The organism is Citrobacter sp. C5_2, from assembly GCF_014596845.2.
GTDB classification, from domain to species: domain Bacteria; phylum Pseudomonadota; class Gammaproteobacteria; order Enterobacterales; family Enterobacteriaceae; genus Citrobacter; species Citrobacter werkmanii.
This window is the reverse complement of record NZ_CP115032.1, coordinates 3,482,723-3,498,463: the sequence shown is the minus strand read 5'-3', so window position 1 is coordinate 3,498,463 and position 15,741 is coordinate 3,482,723. Positions and strand designations below refer to the sequence as shown.

The following is a 15,741-nucleotide window of genomic DNA, read 5'->3' as shown; positions in this document are numbered from 1 at the left end:
AACCTTCTCCGTTAACCTGTTGCGTGATGCTTTTTATGTTTGCTTGATAAAGAAAATGCCGCAAAGCGGGAGAGGGCGCAAGCGAATTACGGTGCGGAAAATAAAAAACGCAATGGTCATTGCTGATTGGTGAAAAAAGATTACGTAATGAGCGCTATTATTGATGAATCAGCAGTGAAAAGATGAATTTATTGAATGGGCGTGTTTTTCAGGCCGGATAACTTGCAGGTATTGTTATCCGGCCAAAGAGATTAAATGACGTCTATCTCAGCAACGGACGGATAAATCCAGCTCGGTCTGAACGGCATGCTGTCGATGTCGTCAAGCGTTGAGACGCCAGACAATACCAGAATGGTTTCCAGACCGGCCTGGAAGCCCGCCAGAATATCGGTACGCAGGTTATCGCCAACGATAACGGTCTCTTCCGAGTGCGCCTGCATTTTGTTGAGCGCCGCGCGAATAATCCACGGGCTGGGTTTGCCGACATAAAACGGCTTACGGCCAGAGATTTTCTCGATACCGGCGCACAGTGCACCGCAGGCGGGATAAAAGCCGCGGCCGTGAGTATCCGGGTTTGTGGCGATGAAACGCGCGCCGTTAGCGACAAAATATGCTGCTTTATGCATCATGTCCCAGTTATAGGAGCGCGTCTCGCCAACAATCACAAAATCGGGGTTCACGTCGGTAATGGTAAACCCGGCTTTATACAGCTCATGAATTAACGCGCCTTCACCTACCACGTAGGCTTTTTTGCCTTCCTGGCGACGAAGAAAATCAGCGGTAGCCATGGCGGAAGTATAAAAGACGCTATCGGGGACATTCACTCCCGCGGTGGCGAAGCGGTTTGCCAGATCTTGCCCGGTCTGTGAAGGATAGTTAGTCAGCAGAACTAACGGCAGGCCTTTTTCCAGGATCCCGGTCAGAAATTCTGCCGCACCCGGTACGGCGACATTGTCGTGCATCAGCACGCCGTCGATATCACAAATTACATTCTTAATGGTCATGAACAACCCAGGGAATTAGTTATGAGTCTTATAGTAATCCACTACTATATGAGAGCATTAGTTTTCCAGCAAACGTTGCAGCAATGTCCCGTTGAGCATCGCGCGCTTCACCAGCGCAAAGGCGCCAATGGCGGAACGGTGATCCAGCGTGGAACGAACCACCGGTAAATTGTGGCGAAACGCTTTCAACGCCTGCGTGTTGATACAGCTTTCTATTGCAGGCAGCAGCACTTTATCTGCCTCAGTAATTTCGCCTGCAATGACGATTTTTTGTGGGTTAAACAGGTTGATGGCGATGGCGATGGTTTTACCCAAGTGGCGACCAACGTGTTCAATCACTTCTGCTGCCAGGTTATCGCCCTTATTTGCCGCCTTACAGATAGCTTTAATATTGCAATCATCCAGCGTGAGTCGGCTGGGATAACCCTGTTTCAGTAAGTTTTGCACGCGGTGTTCGATAGAGGCATTGGCGGCAATGGTTTCCAGACAGCCGAAGTTACCGCAGTGACAGCGCTCACCCAGCGGTTCAACCTGAATGTGACCAATCTCGCCCACGTTGCCATTGCGACCGATGAAAATTCGGCCATTGGAAATAATTCCCGCTCCGGTTCCGCGGTGAACTCGCACTAAAATGGAGTCTTCGCAATCCTGGCTTGCCCCGAAATAGTGCTCGGCCAGCGCCAGGCTGCGGATATCGTGACCGACAAAGCAGGTAACCTTGAAGCGTTTTTCGAGCGCCTCGACCAGCCCCCAGTTTTCGACCTGAATGTGCGGCATATAGCGAATGACGCCGCTTTCAGGATCAACCAGACCGGGCAGGATGACGGAAATCGCAATCAGCTCGCGGATTTTCCGCTGGCAGCTGTCAATAAAAGTGGCAATGGTGTTGAGCAGCGCATACTCCAGCGTTTCCTGGGTGCGCTCCGGGAGAGGGTAATGCTCTTCGGCGACCACTTTACTGCTCATATCATAGAGCGTGAGCGTCGTGTCGTGACGGCCCAGACGTACGCCAATGGCGTGGAAATTGCGGGTTTCGGTGACGATAGAGATAGCGCGGCGGCCCCCGGTGGAGGCCTGCTGATCGACTTCTTTGATCAGCCCGCGTTCGATCAACTGACGCGTAATTTTGGTTACGCTGGCGGGGGCAAGCTGGCTTTGCTCGGCAATTTGAATACGCGAGATTGGCCCATGCTGGTCAATCAGGCGATAAACCGCCGCGCTGTTAAGCTGTTTTACGAGATCAACATTACCTATTTGAGCTTGTCCGCCTGGTGTCATTCTTTCTCTTACTCAGTAACGACCTCGTTGCCATTAACGATGGTCTTGATGATTTTAAAGTCGTGCGTAAACGCAGTCAGGTTGGCTACTTTGCCTGGCGCGATGCTGCCGAGTCGTTTGTCGACGCCAATGGCGCGAGCAGGGTAGAGCGTTGCCATGCGTAACACTTCGTCGAGAGCGATATTCGCATGTTCGACCAGATTGCGTACGCCTTCAATCATGGTTAATGATGAACCGCTCAATGTACCGTTCTCATCAACGCACAATCCATTCCGGTAGTATATTGTTTTACCAGCGAAAATGAACTGTTCAATATTGGCACCTGCCGGCGCGGTCGCGTCGGTGACCAGGCACAGCTTGTCGCCTTTCAGGCGCTTGGCATTACGGATGTTAACGTAGTCAACATGCAGACCATCAGCGATGATACCGCAATAAATATCGGCTTCGTCAAGAATAGCGCCCGCCAGGCCCGGTTCGCGGCCCGTTATATAAGGCATGGCGTTAAACAGATGCGTTGCAAAGGTAATCCCTGCGCGGAAGCCGATTTTGGCCTCTTTTACCGTCGCATTGGAGTGACCGGCGGAAACCACGATACCTGCATTTACCAGTTTGGTGATGACCTCTACCGGGACCATTTCTGGCGCCAGCGTCACTTTGGTTATCACGTCAGCATTATCGCACAGGAAATCAACCAACGCAGCGTCCGGTTGACGGACAAATCCCGGATTATGGGTGCCTTTTTTCACCAGATTGAGCCACGGACCTTCCAGATGAAGTCCTAATGCCTGATTCGGGTGTTTCGCCAGGTATTCACGCATGACGCGAACGCCTTGTTTCATCAGGTCATCGCTGGTGGTGATAAGCGTAGGCAGATAGTTGGTGCAGCCTGATTTTTCATTGGCTTTCTGCATGATTTCCAGCGTTTCGACGGTCACGGCTTCTGCCGTATCGTTAAACTGTACGCCACCGCAGCCGTTTAGCTGTACATCGATAAAACCGGGGGAAATAATGGCCCCATTCAGTGAGCGCTGTTCAATTCCTGACGGTAACTCAGCCAGTGGGCAAACGCTGTCAATCAGGCCATTGGCGACAACAATCGCATGGTCATCAAGAATTTCGTGACCGGTAAAGATCCGGCCCTGGGTTAAAGCATACATTCCGACCCCCGATTTCAAAAAATGCCGCCCTGCAACTTATCGACAGGGCGGAGACATCAATTACAGACCTTTAATATTTTCCGCTTCTAACTCGTTAAAGTATTTCAGCGTTTTCACTTTCAGTTCCATGGTGGAAGGCTCATCGCACACCACAACGGCTTTTGGATGCAACTGCAGACAGCTGATGGTCCACATGTGGTTAACGTTGCCTTCAACGGCGGCTTGCAGCGCCTGCGCCTTCTGGTGACCCAGTACCAGGATCATCACCTCTTCGGCATCCAACAGGGTGCCCACGCCCACGGTCAGGGCATATTTAGGCACCTGGCTTACGTCGCCGTCAAAGAAGCGTGAGTTAGCAACACGCGTGTCGTGAGTCAGCGTTTTGATGCGGGTACGGGAAGCCAAAGAGGAGGCTGGTTCGTTGAACGCGATGTGACCATCGTTGCCTACACCGCCCATAAACAGGTGGATTTTACCGTAAGAACGGATTTTTTCTTCATACTGACGGCATTCTGCATCAATATCGGGCGCGTTACCATTGAGGAGGTTGATGTTTTCTGCTGGAATATCAACGTGATCAAAGAAGTTACGATGCATGAAGCTGTGATAGCTTTCCGGATGCTCTTTCGGCAGGCCAACATATTCGTCCATATTGAAAGTAACAACATGCTTGAAGCTCACCTGGCCCGCTTTATGCATTTCAACCAATGCCTTATAAGCTGTCAGCGGAGTACCGCCCGTCGGCAGGCCCAGAACGAACGGGCGATCTGCCGTTGGTTTGAACGCGTTAATACGGTTAACGATATGGCGAGCAGCCCATTTGCCGACTTGTTCAGCGGTATTCAGGGGGATCAGTCTCATTCTTCACCTCAAAAGTAAATGTAAGCAATTGGCGGATTGAGTCTCTGTGCAGTATTAAGCGTAACCTGGTTTTGCATCGGTAAGGATCAATCCGTTTCGATTTTTTGAATGATAAAATAAGTTTTCGTAGTTAGCCAGTGAAAGGGAGGGTTAATAACGATATTTGGTGACTGAAATCACAAAAAACACGCGTTTAATTTGCGATACGAATTAAATTTTCACACACTCAGAATGTAGATGAATGGTTAATATCGTTGATCCAGAATCTTGCTGTCAGGAATGGTCGCACAATAAAAATATGGCTTCAAAGAAGCCTAATCGGGGTCTCGTAGGGGGAATAAAATGAATATTTTAGGTTTTTTCCAGCGGCTGGGTAGGGCGTTACAGCTCCCCATCGCTGTGCTGCCAGTCGCGGCACTGTTGCTGCGATTCGGCCAACCAGATTTACTAAACGTACCTTTTATCGCGCAAGCGGGTGGGGCTATCTTCGATAACCTGGCGCTGATTTTCGCTATCGGTGTGGCTTCCAGCTGGTCAAAAGACAGCGCGGGTGCGGCAGCGCTGGCGGGTGCGGTCGGTTATTTCATATTGACCAAAGCAATGGTTACCATTAACCCGGCCATCAATATGGGTGTACTGGCGGGTATCATCACCGGTCTGGTTGGCGGTGCGGTGTATAACCGTTGGTCTGGTATCAAACTGCCTGACTTCCTGAGCTTCTTTGGCGGCAAACGCTTCGTGCCGATCGCCACTGGCTTCTTCTGTCTGGTGCTGGCTGCTATCTTCGGTTACGTGTGGCCGCCGGTGCAGAACGCCATCCATGCGGGTGGTGAGTGGATCGTAGGCGCTGGCGCGTTGGGTTCCGGTATTTTTGGTTTCATCAACCGTCTGCTGATCCCAACCGGTCTGCATCAGGTTCTGAATACCATCGCCTGGTTCCAGATTGGCGAATTTACTAACGCCGCTGGCACTGTTTTCCACGGTGACATCAACCGCTTCTATGCGGGTGACGGCACAGCGGGTATGTTCATGTCTGGTTTCTTCCCGATCATGATGTTTGGTCTGCCGGGTGCGGCGCTGGCGATGTACTTCGCTGCTCCGAAAGCGCGTCGCCCGATGGTTGGCGGTATGCTGCTGTCCGTTGCGATCACCGCGTTCCTGACCGGTGTTACCGAGCCGCTGGAATTCCTGTTCATGTTCCTGGCGCCACTGCTGTATCTCCTGCACGCACTGTTAACCGGTATCAGCCTGTTCGTTGCGACGCTGCTGGGGATCCACGCGGGCTTCTCCTTCTCCGCAGGTGCTATCGACTACGTGTTGATGTACAACCTGCCGGCAGCAAGTAAGAACGTCTGGATGCTGGTCGTGATGGGGCTGGTCTTCTTCGTCATCTACTTCGTGTTGTTCAGCGCGGTTATTCGTATGTTTAACCTGAAAACGCCGGGCCGCGAAGATAAAGAAGACGATATCGTTACAGAAGAAGCGAACAGCAATACTGAAGAAGGTCTGGCTCAACTGGCAACCAGCTACATTGCTGCGGTTGGCGGTACCGATAACCTGAAAGCGATTGATGCCTGTATCACCCGTCTGCGTCTGACTGTGGCCGATTCTGGTCGCGTAAACGATGCGATGTGTAAACGCTTAGGCGCATCGGGTGTCGTTAAGCTGAACAAACAAACTATCCAGGTCATCGTAGGTGCGAAAGCGGAATCCATCGGCGACGAAATGAAGAAAGTTGTGGCGCGTGGCCCGGTTGCGGCAGCGTCTGCTGAAAGTGCACCAGCAGCAGCGGCCCCGGTGGCAAAACCGCAGGCTGTAGCGAACGCAGTCACCGTTGAAGCGCTGGTTTCTCCGATTACCGGTGACGTCGTTGCGCTGGAGCAGGTTCCTGATGAAGCCTTCGCCAGCAAAGCAGTAGGTGATGGCGTTGCGGTGAAACCAACGGATAAAATCGTGGTTGCTCCGGCTGCGGGCACTATCGTGAAAATCTTCAACACCAACCATGCGTTCTGTCTGGAAACCGTTAAAGGCGCGGAAATCGTAGTCCATATGGGTATCGATACCGTCGCGCTGGAAGGTAAAGGCTTTAAACGCCTGGTTGAGGAAGGTGCGGAAGTGACAGCGGGTCAACCGATTCTGGAAATGGATCTGGATTTCCTGAACGCCAATGCACGTTCCATGATTAGCCCGGTTGTGTGCAGCAACAGCGATGATTTCGGCGCTCTGGTCATTAAAGCCGAAGGTCATGTGGTTGCCGGTCAGACACCACTGTATGAGATTAAAGGTAAATAACTGCTCCTGAGTAAAGTGAGTTAAATGCCTTAAGCGGCGGGGGATATTCCTCCGCCGCTTTTTTTTGCAGCAATTGGCCCCAATATTTTCGATTGATACATATTTTGCGTAACTAAAGGTTGTCAGTCTGCCTGGCTTATAAGATCATATTCCGTTATACGTTGTTTACGCTTTGAGGAATCCACGATGAGTGAGGCTGAAGCCCGCCCGAGTAACTTTATTCGTCAGATCATCGATGAAGATCTGGCCAGTGGTAAGCACACCACGATCCATACCCGTTTTCCGCCGGAGCCAAATGGCTATCTGCACATTGGCCACGCGAAATCCATTTGTCTGAACTTTGGTATTGCGCAAGATTACCAGGGCCAGTGCAACCTGCGTTTTGATGATACGAACCCGGTTAAAGAAGATATCGAGTACGTTGAGTCGATTAAAAACGACGTTGAATGGTTAGGTTTCCACTGGACTGGTGACATTCGCTACTCGTCGGATTACTTCGATCAGCTTCACGCCTATGCGGTAGAGCTTATTAATAAAGGTCTGGCGTACGTTGACGAACTGTCAGCGGACGAAATTCGCGAATACCGCGGTACGCTCACTCAGCCGGGTAAAAACAGCCCGTTCCGCGATCGCAGCGTCGAAGAGAACCTCGCGCTGTTCGAAAAAATGCGTACCGGTGGCTTTGAAGAAGGTAAAGCCTGCCTGCGCGCGAAAATCGACATGGCGTCGCCGTTTATCGTGATGCGCGATCCGGTGCTGTACCGTATTAAGTTCGCTGAACACCACCAGACCGGCAACAAGTGGTGCATCTATCCGATGTACGACTTTACCCACTGCATCAGCGATGCGCTGGAAGGCATTACCCACTCGCTGTGTACGCTGGAGTTCCAGGATAACCGTCGTCTGTATGACTGGGTGCTGGACAACATCACCATCCCGGTTCACCCGCGTCAGTATGAATTCTCGCGCCTGAATCTGGAATACACCGTGATGTCCAAGCGCAAGCTGAACCTGCTGGTGACCGACAAGCACGTTGAGGGCTGGGACGATCCGCGCATGCCGACCATCTCTGGCCTGCGTCGTCGCGGTTATACCGCGGCCGCTATCCGTGAATTCTGCAAACGTATTGGCGTGACCAAGCAGGACAACACCATTGAGATCGCCTCTCTGGAATCCTGCATTCGTGAAGATCTGAATGAAAACGCGCCGCGCGCGATGGCGGTTATCGATCCGGTGAAACTGGTTATTGAAAACTACCCGCAGGGCGAGAGCGAAATGGTGACCATGCCTAATCATCCGAATAAACCGGAAATGGGCAGCCGTGAAGTGCCGTTCAGCGGTGAAATCTGGATCGACCGCGCTGACTTCCGCGAAGAAGCGAACAAGCAGTACAAGCGTCTGGTGATGGGCAAAGAAGTACGTCTGCGTAATGCTTACGTGATCAAGGCCGAGCGTGTAGAGAAAGATGCGGAAGGGAATATTACCACCATTTTCTGCACTTACGATGCCGATACTCTGAGCAAAGATCCGGCCGATGGTCGTAAAGTAAAAGGTGTTATTCACTGGGTCAGTGCGGCACATGCGTTACCGATTGAAATCCGCCTGTACGATCGTCTGTTTAGCGTACCGAACCCAGGCGCGGCAGAGGACTTCCTGTCCGTGATTAACCCGGAATCCCTGGTGATTAAACACGGCTACGGCGAGCCATCGCTGCAGGCCGCGGTCGCAGGCAAAGCGTTCCAGTTTGAACGTGAAGGTTACTTCTGCCTTGACAGCCGCTACGCTACGGCTGACAAGCTGGTGTTTAACCGCACCGTTGGTCTGCGCGATACGTGGGCTAAAGCGGGCGAATAAGCCGCAACACATCCTGTCTAAACGCCGCTTCATGCGGCGTTTTTTTTACGCCAAAACGTTTCTCAGGTTCCATTTGCGGAGCGAATTAATTACATGCCTGTAATAATGAATCGGCTGAATGTTTTTGCCTTTAAATAACTTACCGCAATATGAAATGGGCTGAAACCGATTTCATCCCCATGGAAAACAAGCGGTTTTTTCTTTTTTTCAACGCTTTTTTATCTCCCGATGAAAATGTAACAGAAAGCAATGAAATATGTGCGGTTGCTCATACTATTACATACTCGTTACAGAAAGAGATTGATAATTCGCGTCGCGAAAAATAGTCTATTCATTGTAGTCACTGAGGTTTTCTTAGCACTACTTTTTTAATTTTTGTTTTTTCGCTGACCGCTTTTATCGGCAGCATTTTTATGTCAAAGAGGATTAACATATGCGTACGTTTAGTGGCAAACGTAGTACGCTGGCGCTGGCTATCGCCGGTATCACAGCAATGTCGGGTTTCGTTGTCGCTCCCCAGGCTCACGCCGAAGGTTTCATTGATGACTCCACTTTAACCGGCGGCATCTATTACTGGCAGCGTGAGCGTGACCGTAAAGATGTCACCGATCATGACAAATACAAAACCAACCTTTCTCACTCCACATGGAACGCCAACCTCGACTTCCAGTCCGGTTATGCGGCGGATATGTTTGGTATTGATATCGCAGCATTCACCGCGATTGAAATGAACGAAAGTAGCGAAAGCGGCCATCCAAACGAAATCGCATTCTCTTCAAAAAATAAAGGCTATGACGAAGATTACTCCGGCGATAAGAGCGGAATTAGCCTGTATAAAGCAGCAGCCAAATTTAAATACGGCCCAACCTGGGCGCGCGCCGGTTACATTCAACCAACCGGGCAGACGCTATTGGCTCCGCACTGGAGCTTTATGCCTGGTACTTATCAGGGTGCCGAAGCCGGTGCCAACTTCGACTATGGTGATGCCGGCGCACTGAGCTTCTCCTATATGTGGGCCAATGAATATAAAGCGCCGTGGCACACCGAAGTCGATAAATTCTATCAGGCCGATAAAAAGACCAGCGTAGATTACCTGCACTCAATCGGCGCGAAATATGACTTCAAAAATAACCTGTTGCTGGAAGCGGCATTTGGTCAGTCTGAAGGCTACGTCGATCAGTACTTCGCGAAAGCCAGCTACAAATTCGATTTAGGTGGTAACCCGTTTACCACCAGTTATCAGTTCTACGGCGCGCGCGACAAAGTTGATGATCGCACCGTGAACGATATTTATGACGGCACGGCCTGGCTGCAGGCGTTGACCTTCGGCTACAAAGTGGCGGAAGTGGTTGACCTGCGCCTGGAAGGGACCTGGGTTAAAGCGGACGGGCAGCAGGGGTACTTCCTGCAGCGTATGACCCCGACCTACGCCTCATCAAACGGTCGTCTGGATATCTGGTGGGACAACCGCTCCGACTTCAACGCCAACGGCGAAAAGGCCGTCTTCTTCGGTGCAATGTATGACCTGAAGAACTGGAACCTGCCGGGTTGGGCAGTCGGTGCGTCCTACGTTTACGCCTGGGATGCCAAGCCATCTACCTGGCAGCTCAATCCGGATGCGTACTACGACAAAAACCGGACTATCGAAGAGTCTTCTTACAGCCTGGATGCGGTCTATACCCTGCAGGACGGTCGTGCGAAGGGCACCATGTTTAAACTGCACTTCACCCAGTACGACAACCATTCAGACATTCCGAGCTGGGGCGGTGGTTATGGCAACATCTTCCAGGATGAACGCGACGTGAAGTTCATCGTTATTGCTCCGTTCACCATCTTCTAATGCCAACAGCGGCAGACCAGACGTCTGCCGCTCCGTTGAGGAAAGTGCTATGAAAAAACTGATACTCATCGCCATTATGGCATCAGGGCTGGTGGCTTGTGCGCAATCCCCTTCGCCGAAAGAAGACAGTCGCCTGAAAGAAGCCTACAGCGCGTGTATTAACACCGCGCAAGGATCGCCGGAGAAAATTGAAGCCTGCCAAAGCGTGCTGAATGTGTTGAAGAAAGAAAAGCAGCACCAGCAGTTTGCTAATGAAGAAAGCGTACGCGTACTGGATTATCAGCAGTGTATCCAGGCCACGCGCACGGGTAACGATCAATCCGTTAATGCTGATTGTGACAAGGTCTGGCAGGAAATTCGTAGCAAGAACGCTGCGCAGTAATTCGAAAAATGCTACGGGCGGAGAATTTTCCGCCCGTTTGCTTTTCAGAGCTTATGTTCCACTGGTTGATAGCCCCGACTCAGTCGGACAAACAGCATTGCCGTGGCGGCGAGTCCACAAAGTGCTGCGCACATCAGCCACCATCCAGGTGAGCTTTTATCCCCGGTTAGCTGGACCAGCGCCGTGGATATGACTGGTGTAAGGCCGCCAAAAATCGCCGTGGCAAGACTGAATGCCAGTGAAAAGCCCACCGTACGGACATAGACAGGCATCACCTCGGTGAGTGCCGCGACCATTGCCCCGTTGTACATGCCAAAAAAGAACGAGAACCAAAGCAGGACCAGCGTCATGCGCATGAAGTCTGGCGCGGCGGTGAGCCAGTGCATTACCGGCCAGGTGGTAAGCAGTGCGAGTACGGTAATCCCCATCAATACCGGACGACGACCAATTCGGTCAGATATCGCCCCGCCAATCGGCAGCCAAATAAAGTTAGAAATCCCGACCAGCATGGTGACTACCAGGCTATCGCGCGCGCTCAGGTGGAGTACGGCCCTGCCGTAGGTTGGGGTGTAGACGGTAATAAAGTAAAACGTCGTGGTGGTCATCGCTACCAGCAGCGTACCCGCAGCGATCAGACGCCAGTTTTTGATGATAGTGGTGAAAATTTCCCTGGTGTCGGGACGGTGCGTACGTTGTAAAAATGCGTCTGTTTCCTGAAGCGAACGGCGCAGGACGAAGATCAACGGAATAATCATACAACCAATAAAGAACGGAATGCGCCAGCCCCATTCAGAGATCTCATCGTGCCCCAGTGTGGCATTCAGAGCGTAGCCAATCAGCGCCGCCACCACAATGGCGACCTGTTGGCTGGCGGACTGCCAACTGGTGTAGAAACCTTTATTGCCAGGCGTGGCGATTTCAGAAAGATAAACCGAAACGCCTCCCAGCTCTACGCCCGCAGAGAAGCCTTGCAATAATCGACCGACTAATACCAGCACAGGGGCCAGCAGGCCAATGCTTTGGTAACCGGGAACCAGGGCAATCAGCAGGGTACCGCAGCCCATGATCGCCAGCGTCACCATCAGTCCTTTACGGCGACCAATTCTGTCGATGTAAGCACCCAGCACGATTGCGCCAACGGGCCGCATTAAAAAACCCGAACCGAAAACCGCAAAGGTCAACATGAGCCCGGCAAATTCACTCTCCGCGGGGAAGAACGTCTTTGCGATATAGGTGGCGTAAAACCCGAACAGAAAAAAGTCGAACTGTTCGAGAAAATTACCGCTGGTTACCCGCAGTATTGCGCCGAAAGTTCCGGCGCGCGATGGTTGTTGTGTCATTGGGTTTGCTCCACTGTCTTATCATAATATTTATAGAGGTAAGAGTTTGCGGGTTAGTCGCCTGTGACCCCCGCTTGTTTGCCGCGCCGTTTCTCAATCGCCCACTTGAGTAAGGCTGCGCAGCGGTAAAATCCGTGGGCAAATTTTCCGTAAGGAATGGTCAGAAAAAGCGCCATGACCACGCCGAGATGAATGGCCAGTAAAATAGCCATCCATGAGGTGTCTCTTCCCGCCAGCAACGCCAGACCGGTCAGACTGGTCAGCAGCAGCAGCAAAATAAAACCGCGATCCATCGGTTTTTGCCGTGCGTCGCCGTGTAGTGGTGAGCGTTTAAGATTCAGCCATAGCAAGCCAGCCGGGCCGACAACCAGACCAATGCCGCCCAGCGTGCCCAGCATCACCGGAAGGCTGAAGAACGGGTAGGGCGCTTCTATGCCTGCAAAGTAGTGATAGCCTGTAGCCACCACGGTGGCGGCAAAGCAGAGCATAAAACCGTAGAAGGTAAAGTGGTGGAAACGGCGGCGCATCAGGGTGAAAGCATCATCCGCTTCGTTACAACCTTTGCCGTGGCCACCATCGAGATATTTCAGCGTCAGCGCATCGTGTGAGGCTTCAGCAATCTCGGCGGAACGCGGCATACCCGGAGAGATCTCGCGCCAGAAGCGGATCACGCCCGCCATCAGCAAACCGATCGCCAGAATAAAGACCGAACCAAACATCCAGGCCAGCAGGTTATGCGGGAAAATTTGATAGAAATCCCCGGCCAGCGGAGGATGGAATAGTGAACCTTTCAAACCTATAGCGAGGAGTAAAAACAGGATCAGACCGAAAACCAGCGCCAGCGTCACGGTTACGCCCGCGCGACGATAAAGCGCGCCAAAGGCGGCGGGTTGCGCATAATGCTGATAGGTTTCGAGCCGGACCTCCGCCATCGCCTTCGGTACGTTGATGGCAAATTCATGAGGCGGGGCATACTGACACGCGTGCAGGCAAGCGCCGCAGTTATGGCACAAGTTCGCCAGATAGTTGATATCCGCTTTACCGAATTCCAGACGTTGCGTCATCGCCGGGAATACGGCGCAAAAGCCTTCACAATAGCGACAGGCATTGCACACCTGCATCACACGTTCAACTTCAGCTTCCGGTTCGGTGATAATTTGCGCTTCGATGATCAGTTTCTCAAGCTGCTTCATGACGTGTCTCCTTACGTGCGGCCAGCGCGGCTTCTTTTCCGGCAATGCGGCCAAAGGTTGTGCCGATCGACATCCCCACGCCTGCGGTGTAGCCCTTGCCCAACACGTTGCCCGCCATCATCTCTCCGGCGACGAACAGGTTACGGCTTGGAAGCCCGGCAAAATGCACAGCGGCGTGTTCGTTCACTTTTAACCCAAGATAAGTGAAGGTGATCCCTGGCCGCAGGGCATAGCCGTAGAATGGCGGCTGGTCCAGTGGTCGCGCCCAGTGCGTTTTCGCGGGTAGCAAATCTTTGGTGGCGCAGTTATCCAGAACGGTGTGGTTGAACTGACCTGGCTGGCAGGCGTTGTTGTATTGCATCACGGTGTGGGTAAAACGTTCGGCATCCAGTCCTAACTGAAGAGCCAGCTCTGCCAACGTATTGGCCTGCGCGCCGGGAAAGACCGGCGGCATAAAGTGGCCAATAGCTTTACTGTCGATGATGGAGTAGCCAATCTGCCCTGGCTGTTGAGCGACCAGACGTCCCCAGATGGCGTAGCGTTTGGGCCAGAAATCTTCACCTTCATCATAAAAGCGCTCAGCGTCCCGGTTCACCACTATACCGAGCGAGACGCAGTCCACGCGGGTGCAAATCCCGCCGTCATATAATGGCGCTCTGGCATCAATGGCCACGCAGTGTGACTGGGAGGGATCGCCGATAATGTCGGCTCCGGCATCCATCATAAATTTGAGCAGTACGCCCTGGTTAAAGCGCGTGCCGCGAATCAGGAAGTTATCCGCTGGCCATTCGCCGCGCTCGTTCTCTCCCCATGCTTCTCGTAGCCATTCGCGGTTAGACTCAAAACCGCCAGCGGCAAGTACGCAGGATTTAGCGGTGATGCGCTCTTCGCCTGCCAGCGCCGCCACGAACTCGCCATTACGCAGTTCAAGCGCCTGAACCGGGGTGTTATAGCGGATCTGCACTCCCAGCTTTTCTGCGCTGCGATAATAGGCATTCACAAGGGCCTTTCCACCGCCCATAAAAAAGGCGTTGGTTCGCGCCACGTGTAAAGCGCCAGAGAGAGGAGGCTGAAAGTTAACGCCGTGCTGGCGCATCCAGTCGCGGCATTGTGAAGAGGTACGGATCACCAGACGCGCCAGCGCTTCGTTGGTATTCCCTTCCGTGACGCGCCACAGATCTTGCCAGAATTCTTCTTCAGGATAGCTGTCCACCAGCACATCCTGCGGCGCATCATGCATACAACGTAAATTACGCGTGTGTTGGGAGTTTCCTCCGCGCCATTCCCGGGGGGCCGCTTCGAGCAGGAGTACCGAAGCTCCTTGCTCCCGGGCGGTCAAGGCAGCACATAACGCGGTATTACCACCACCAATCACCAGAACATCAACCATCGTATACTCCATTACCATTTAACTATTTGTTAAATTTGTAATTGAAATGTATACGTACAGCTTGTGCGGGCGCTATGATGTGGTGCTAAACGGTACTTTAGTTATTGTAAAGAGTAGCGCCAGGCCAGCTTCCTGCTTCCACCAGTTGATGCATAACTTTCGTCAGCACCACACGGGCGGCAAGGCCTGCCGGGGTAAGTTCATCGTCAGAGAGGCTGACCAGAAAGTTAGGGCGGCTAAGTATCGGATTATAGACGCCGATCACTCTTAGAGTTTCTTTATCGAGATGGGAGATCGCCGCACCGGGCTGAAGAGTGGCGCCAATGCCACTGCGTACGGCGCGCATCAGTAACGCCAGACCATCAATTTCAGTAGCGATCTCAATATTTAGCGCGTGTTCCTGGCAGATGGCATCCAGCCTGCCGCGCAGACCGTGTCCCGGGCTTGGCATGATCAATGGAATATTTGCCAACTGGGCTGGAGCAATATTGTCGTCGACAATATCAGCCAATAGGGCATGGGTCCCAATCAAAAACAGCCGTTCTTCAAGAATCGGTCTGGCGCTCCAGCGCAGGATCTTTTCTTTTTGAAACACGACAGCCAGATCAATCTGGCGGGTATTAATCATTCGTTCCAGGTTGCCAGAGAGACTTTCCACCACATGCAGGCGAACATCAGCATAGCTTTCCCGCATGGCGTGAATAAATGGCATGCCGAGAACGGAAGCGGTACTGGGGGCCATACCGACGCTGACGTGTCCGGAAAGTCGGGCCTCGCGCGCGGCGAGGATTGCATCGTCTGCATGCCGGAGCGCCAGCTGCGCCTGGGAGTAAAAAGCCAGTCCGGCGCTGGTGGGCGTCACACCGCGCGAGGTGCGTTGAAGCAGACGAATAGCAAGTTCGCTTTCCAGGCGCGTCATTTGCTGACTGAGTGCCGAAACACCGATATTGAGATCGAGCGCCGCGCTACCCATGCTGCCGGTTTCTACAATACGCACAAAATAGCGTAGTTGACGAAGTTCCATTTCAACTATCCGAATGGCAATTGATTTTTACATTAAAGCAACATTGACGTAGAAGGAAGAGGGGGATGGTCAAATTTGGCCCATAAAAAAAGCCAACCGGATGGTTGGCTTTTCAGAAATCGTCAC

12 protein-coding genes are annotated in these 15,741 nt (G+C 52.4%); 4 read left to right on the top strand and 8 right to left on the bottom strand.

The features are described from left to right. Positions 1 to 251: 251 nt before the first annotated feature. The 4 genes from nagD to nagB are packed head-to-tail and all read right to left on the bottom strand — an operon-like array spanning position 252 to position 4,300. On the bottom strand, positions 252 to 1,004 hold the full coding sequence (gene nagD, locus ICA20_RS17110; RefSeq protein WP_038638796.1) for a ribonucleotide monophosphatase NagD: 753 nt from the start codon (positions 1,002 to 1,004) through the stop codon (positions 252 to 254). A 57-nt stretch (positions 1,005 to 1,061) separates the two neighbouring features. Beyond that, positions 1,062 to 2,282 (bottom strand): N-acetylglucosamine repressor, encoded by a 1,221-nt coding sequence (locus ICA20_RS17105; RefSeq protein ID WP_038638799.1) that lies wholly within the window; start codon positions 2,280 to 2,282, stop codon positions 1,062 to 1,064. Positions 2,283 to 2,290: 8 nt separating this feature from the next. Then, complete coding sequence (gene nagA / locus ICA20_RS17100) at positions 2,291 to 3,439, bottom strand: N-acetylglucosamine-6-phosphate deacetylase (RefSeq protein WP_038638801.1); 1,149 nt, start codon at positions 3,437 to 3,439, stop codon at positions 2,291 to 2,293. 60 nt (positions 3,440 to 3,499) lie between these two features. After that, positions 3,500 to 4,300 carry a glucosamine-6-phosphate deaminase gene (nagB, locus tag ICA20_RS17095; protein ID WP_003022803.1) on the bottom strand — a complete coding sequence of 267 codons (801 nt, stop codon included), beginning with the start codon at positions 4,298 to 4,300 and terminating at the stop codon, positions 3,500 to 3,502. A 342-nt stretch (positions 4,301 to 4,642) separates the two neighbouring features. On the opposite strand from nagB, the gene nagE reads away from it, so the two are divergent. The 4 genes from nagE (at position 4,643) to chiQ (ending at position 10,668) form a co-directional block, all read left to right on the top strand. Next, the gene (gene nagE / locus ICA20_RS17090) at positions 4,643 to 6,592 is read left to right on the top strand and encodes a PTS N-acetyl glucosamine transporter subunit IIABC (protein ID WP_038638803.1); all 1,950 of its coding nucleotides are present in this window, start codon (positions 4,643 to 4,645) and stop codon (positions 6,590 to 6,592) included. Positions 6,593 to 6,778: 186 nt separating this feature from the next. Next, positions 6,779 to 8,446, top strand: coding sequence for a glutamine--tRNA ligase (glnS, locus tag ICA20_RS17085; RefSeq protein WP_038638804.1), 1,668 nt, complete (start codon positions 6,779 to 6,781; stop codon positions 8,444 to 8,446). A gap of 433 nt (positions 8,447 to 8,879) precedes the next feature. After that, positions 8,880 to 10,286, top strand: coding sequence for a chitoporin (gene chiP / locus ICA20_RS17080; protein WP_038638807.1), 1,407 nt, complete (start codon positions 8,880 to 8,882; stop codon positions 10,284 to 10,286). A gap of 49 nt (positions 10,287 to 10,335) precedes the next feature. Further along, positions 10,336 to 10,668 carry a ChiQ/YbfN family lipoprotein gene (chiQ, locus tag ICA20_RS17075; protein ID WP_038638809.1) on the top strand — a complete coding sequence of 111 codons (333 nt, stop codon included), beginning with the start codon at positions 10,336 to 10,338 and terminating at the stop codon, positions 10,666 to 10,668. 44 nt (positions 10,669 to 10,712) lie between these two features. Here the strand turns inward: chiQ and ICA20_RS17070 are convergent, their stop codons facing one another. The 4 genes from ICA20_RS17070 to tcuR form a co-directional block, all read right to left on the bottom strand. Next, a complete protein-coding gene (locus ICA20_RS17070; RefSeq protein WP_038638812.1) occupies positions 10,713 to 12,008 on the bottom strand; it encodes an MFS transporter in 1,296 nt (431 codons plus the stop codon). Positions 12,009 to 12,061: 53 nt separating this feature from the next. Further along, positions 12,062 to 13,201 carry a tricarballylate utilization 4Fe-4S protein TcuB gene (gene tcuB, locus ICA20_RS17065; RefSeq protein ID WP_038638814.1) on the bottom strand — a complete coding sequence of 380 codons (1,140 nt, stop codon included), beginning with the start codon at positions 13,199 to 13,201 and terminating at the stop codon, positions 12,062 to 12,064. Continuing rightward, complete coding sequence (gene tcuA, locus ICA20_RS17060) at positions 13,188 to 14,591, bottom strand: FAD-dependent tricarballylate dehydrogenase TcuA (RefSeq protein WP_038638817.1); 1,404 nt, start codon at positions 14,589 to 14,591, stop codon at positions 13,188 to 13,190. The genes tcuB and tcuA overlap by 14 nt, the downstream gene beginning before the upstream one ends. 97 nt (positions 14,592 to 14,688) lie before the next feature. After that, positions 14,689 to 15,615, bottom strand: coding sequence for a tricarballylate utilization LysR family transcriptional regulator TcuR (tcuR, locus tag ICA20_RS17055; protein WP_038638820.1), 927 nt, complete (start codon positions 15,613 to 15,615; stop codon positions 14,689 to 14,691). Positions 15,616 to 15,741 lie beyond the last annotated feature (126 nt).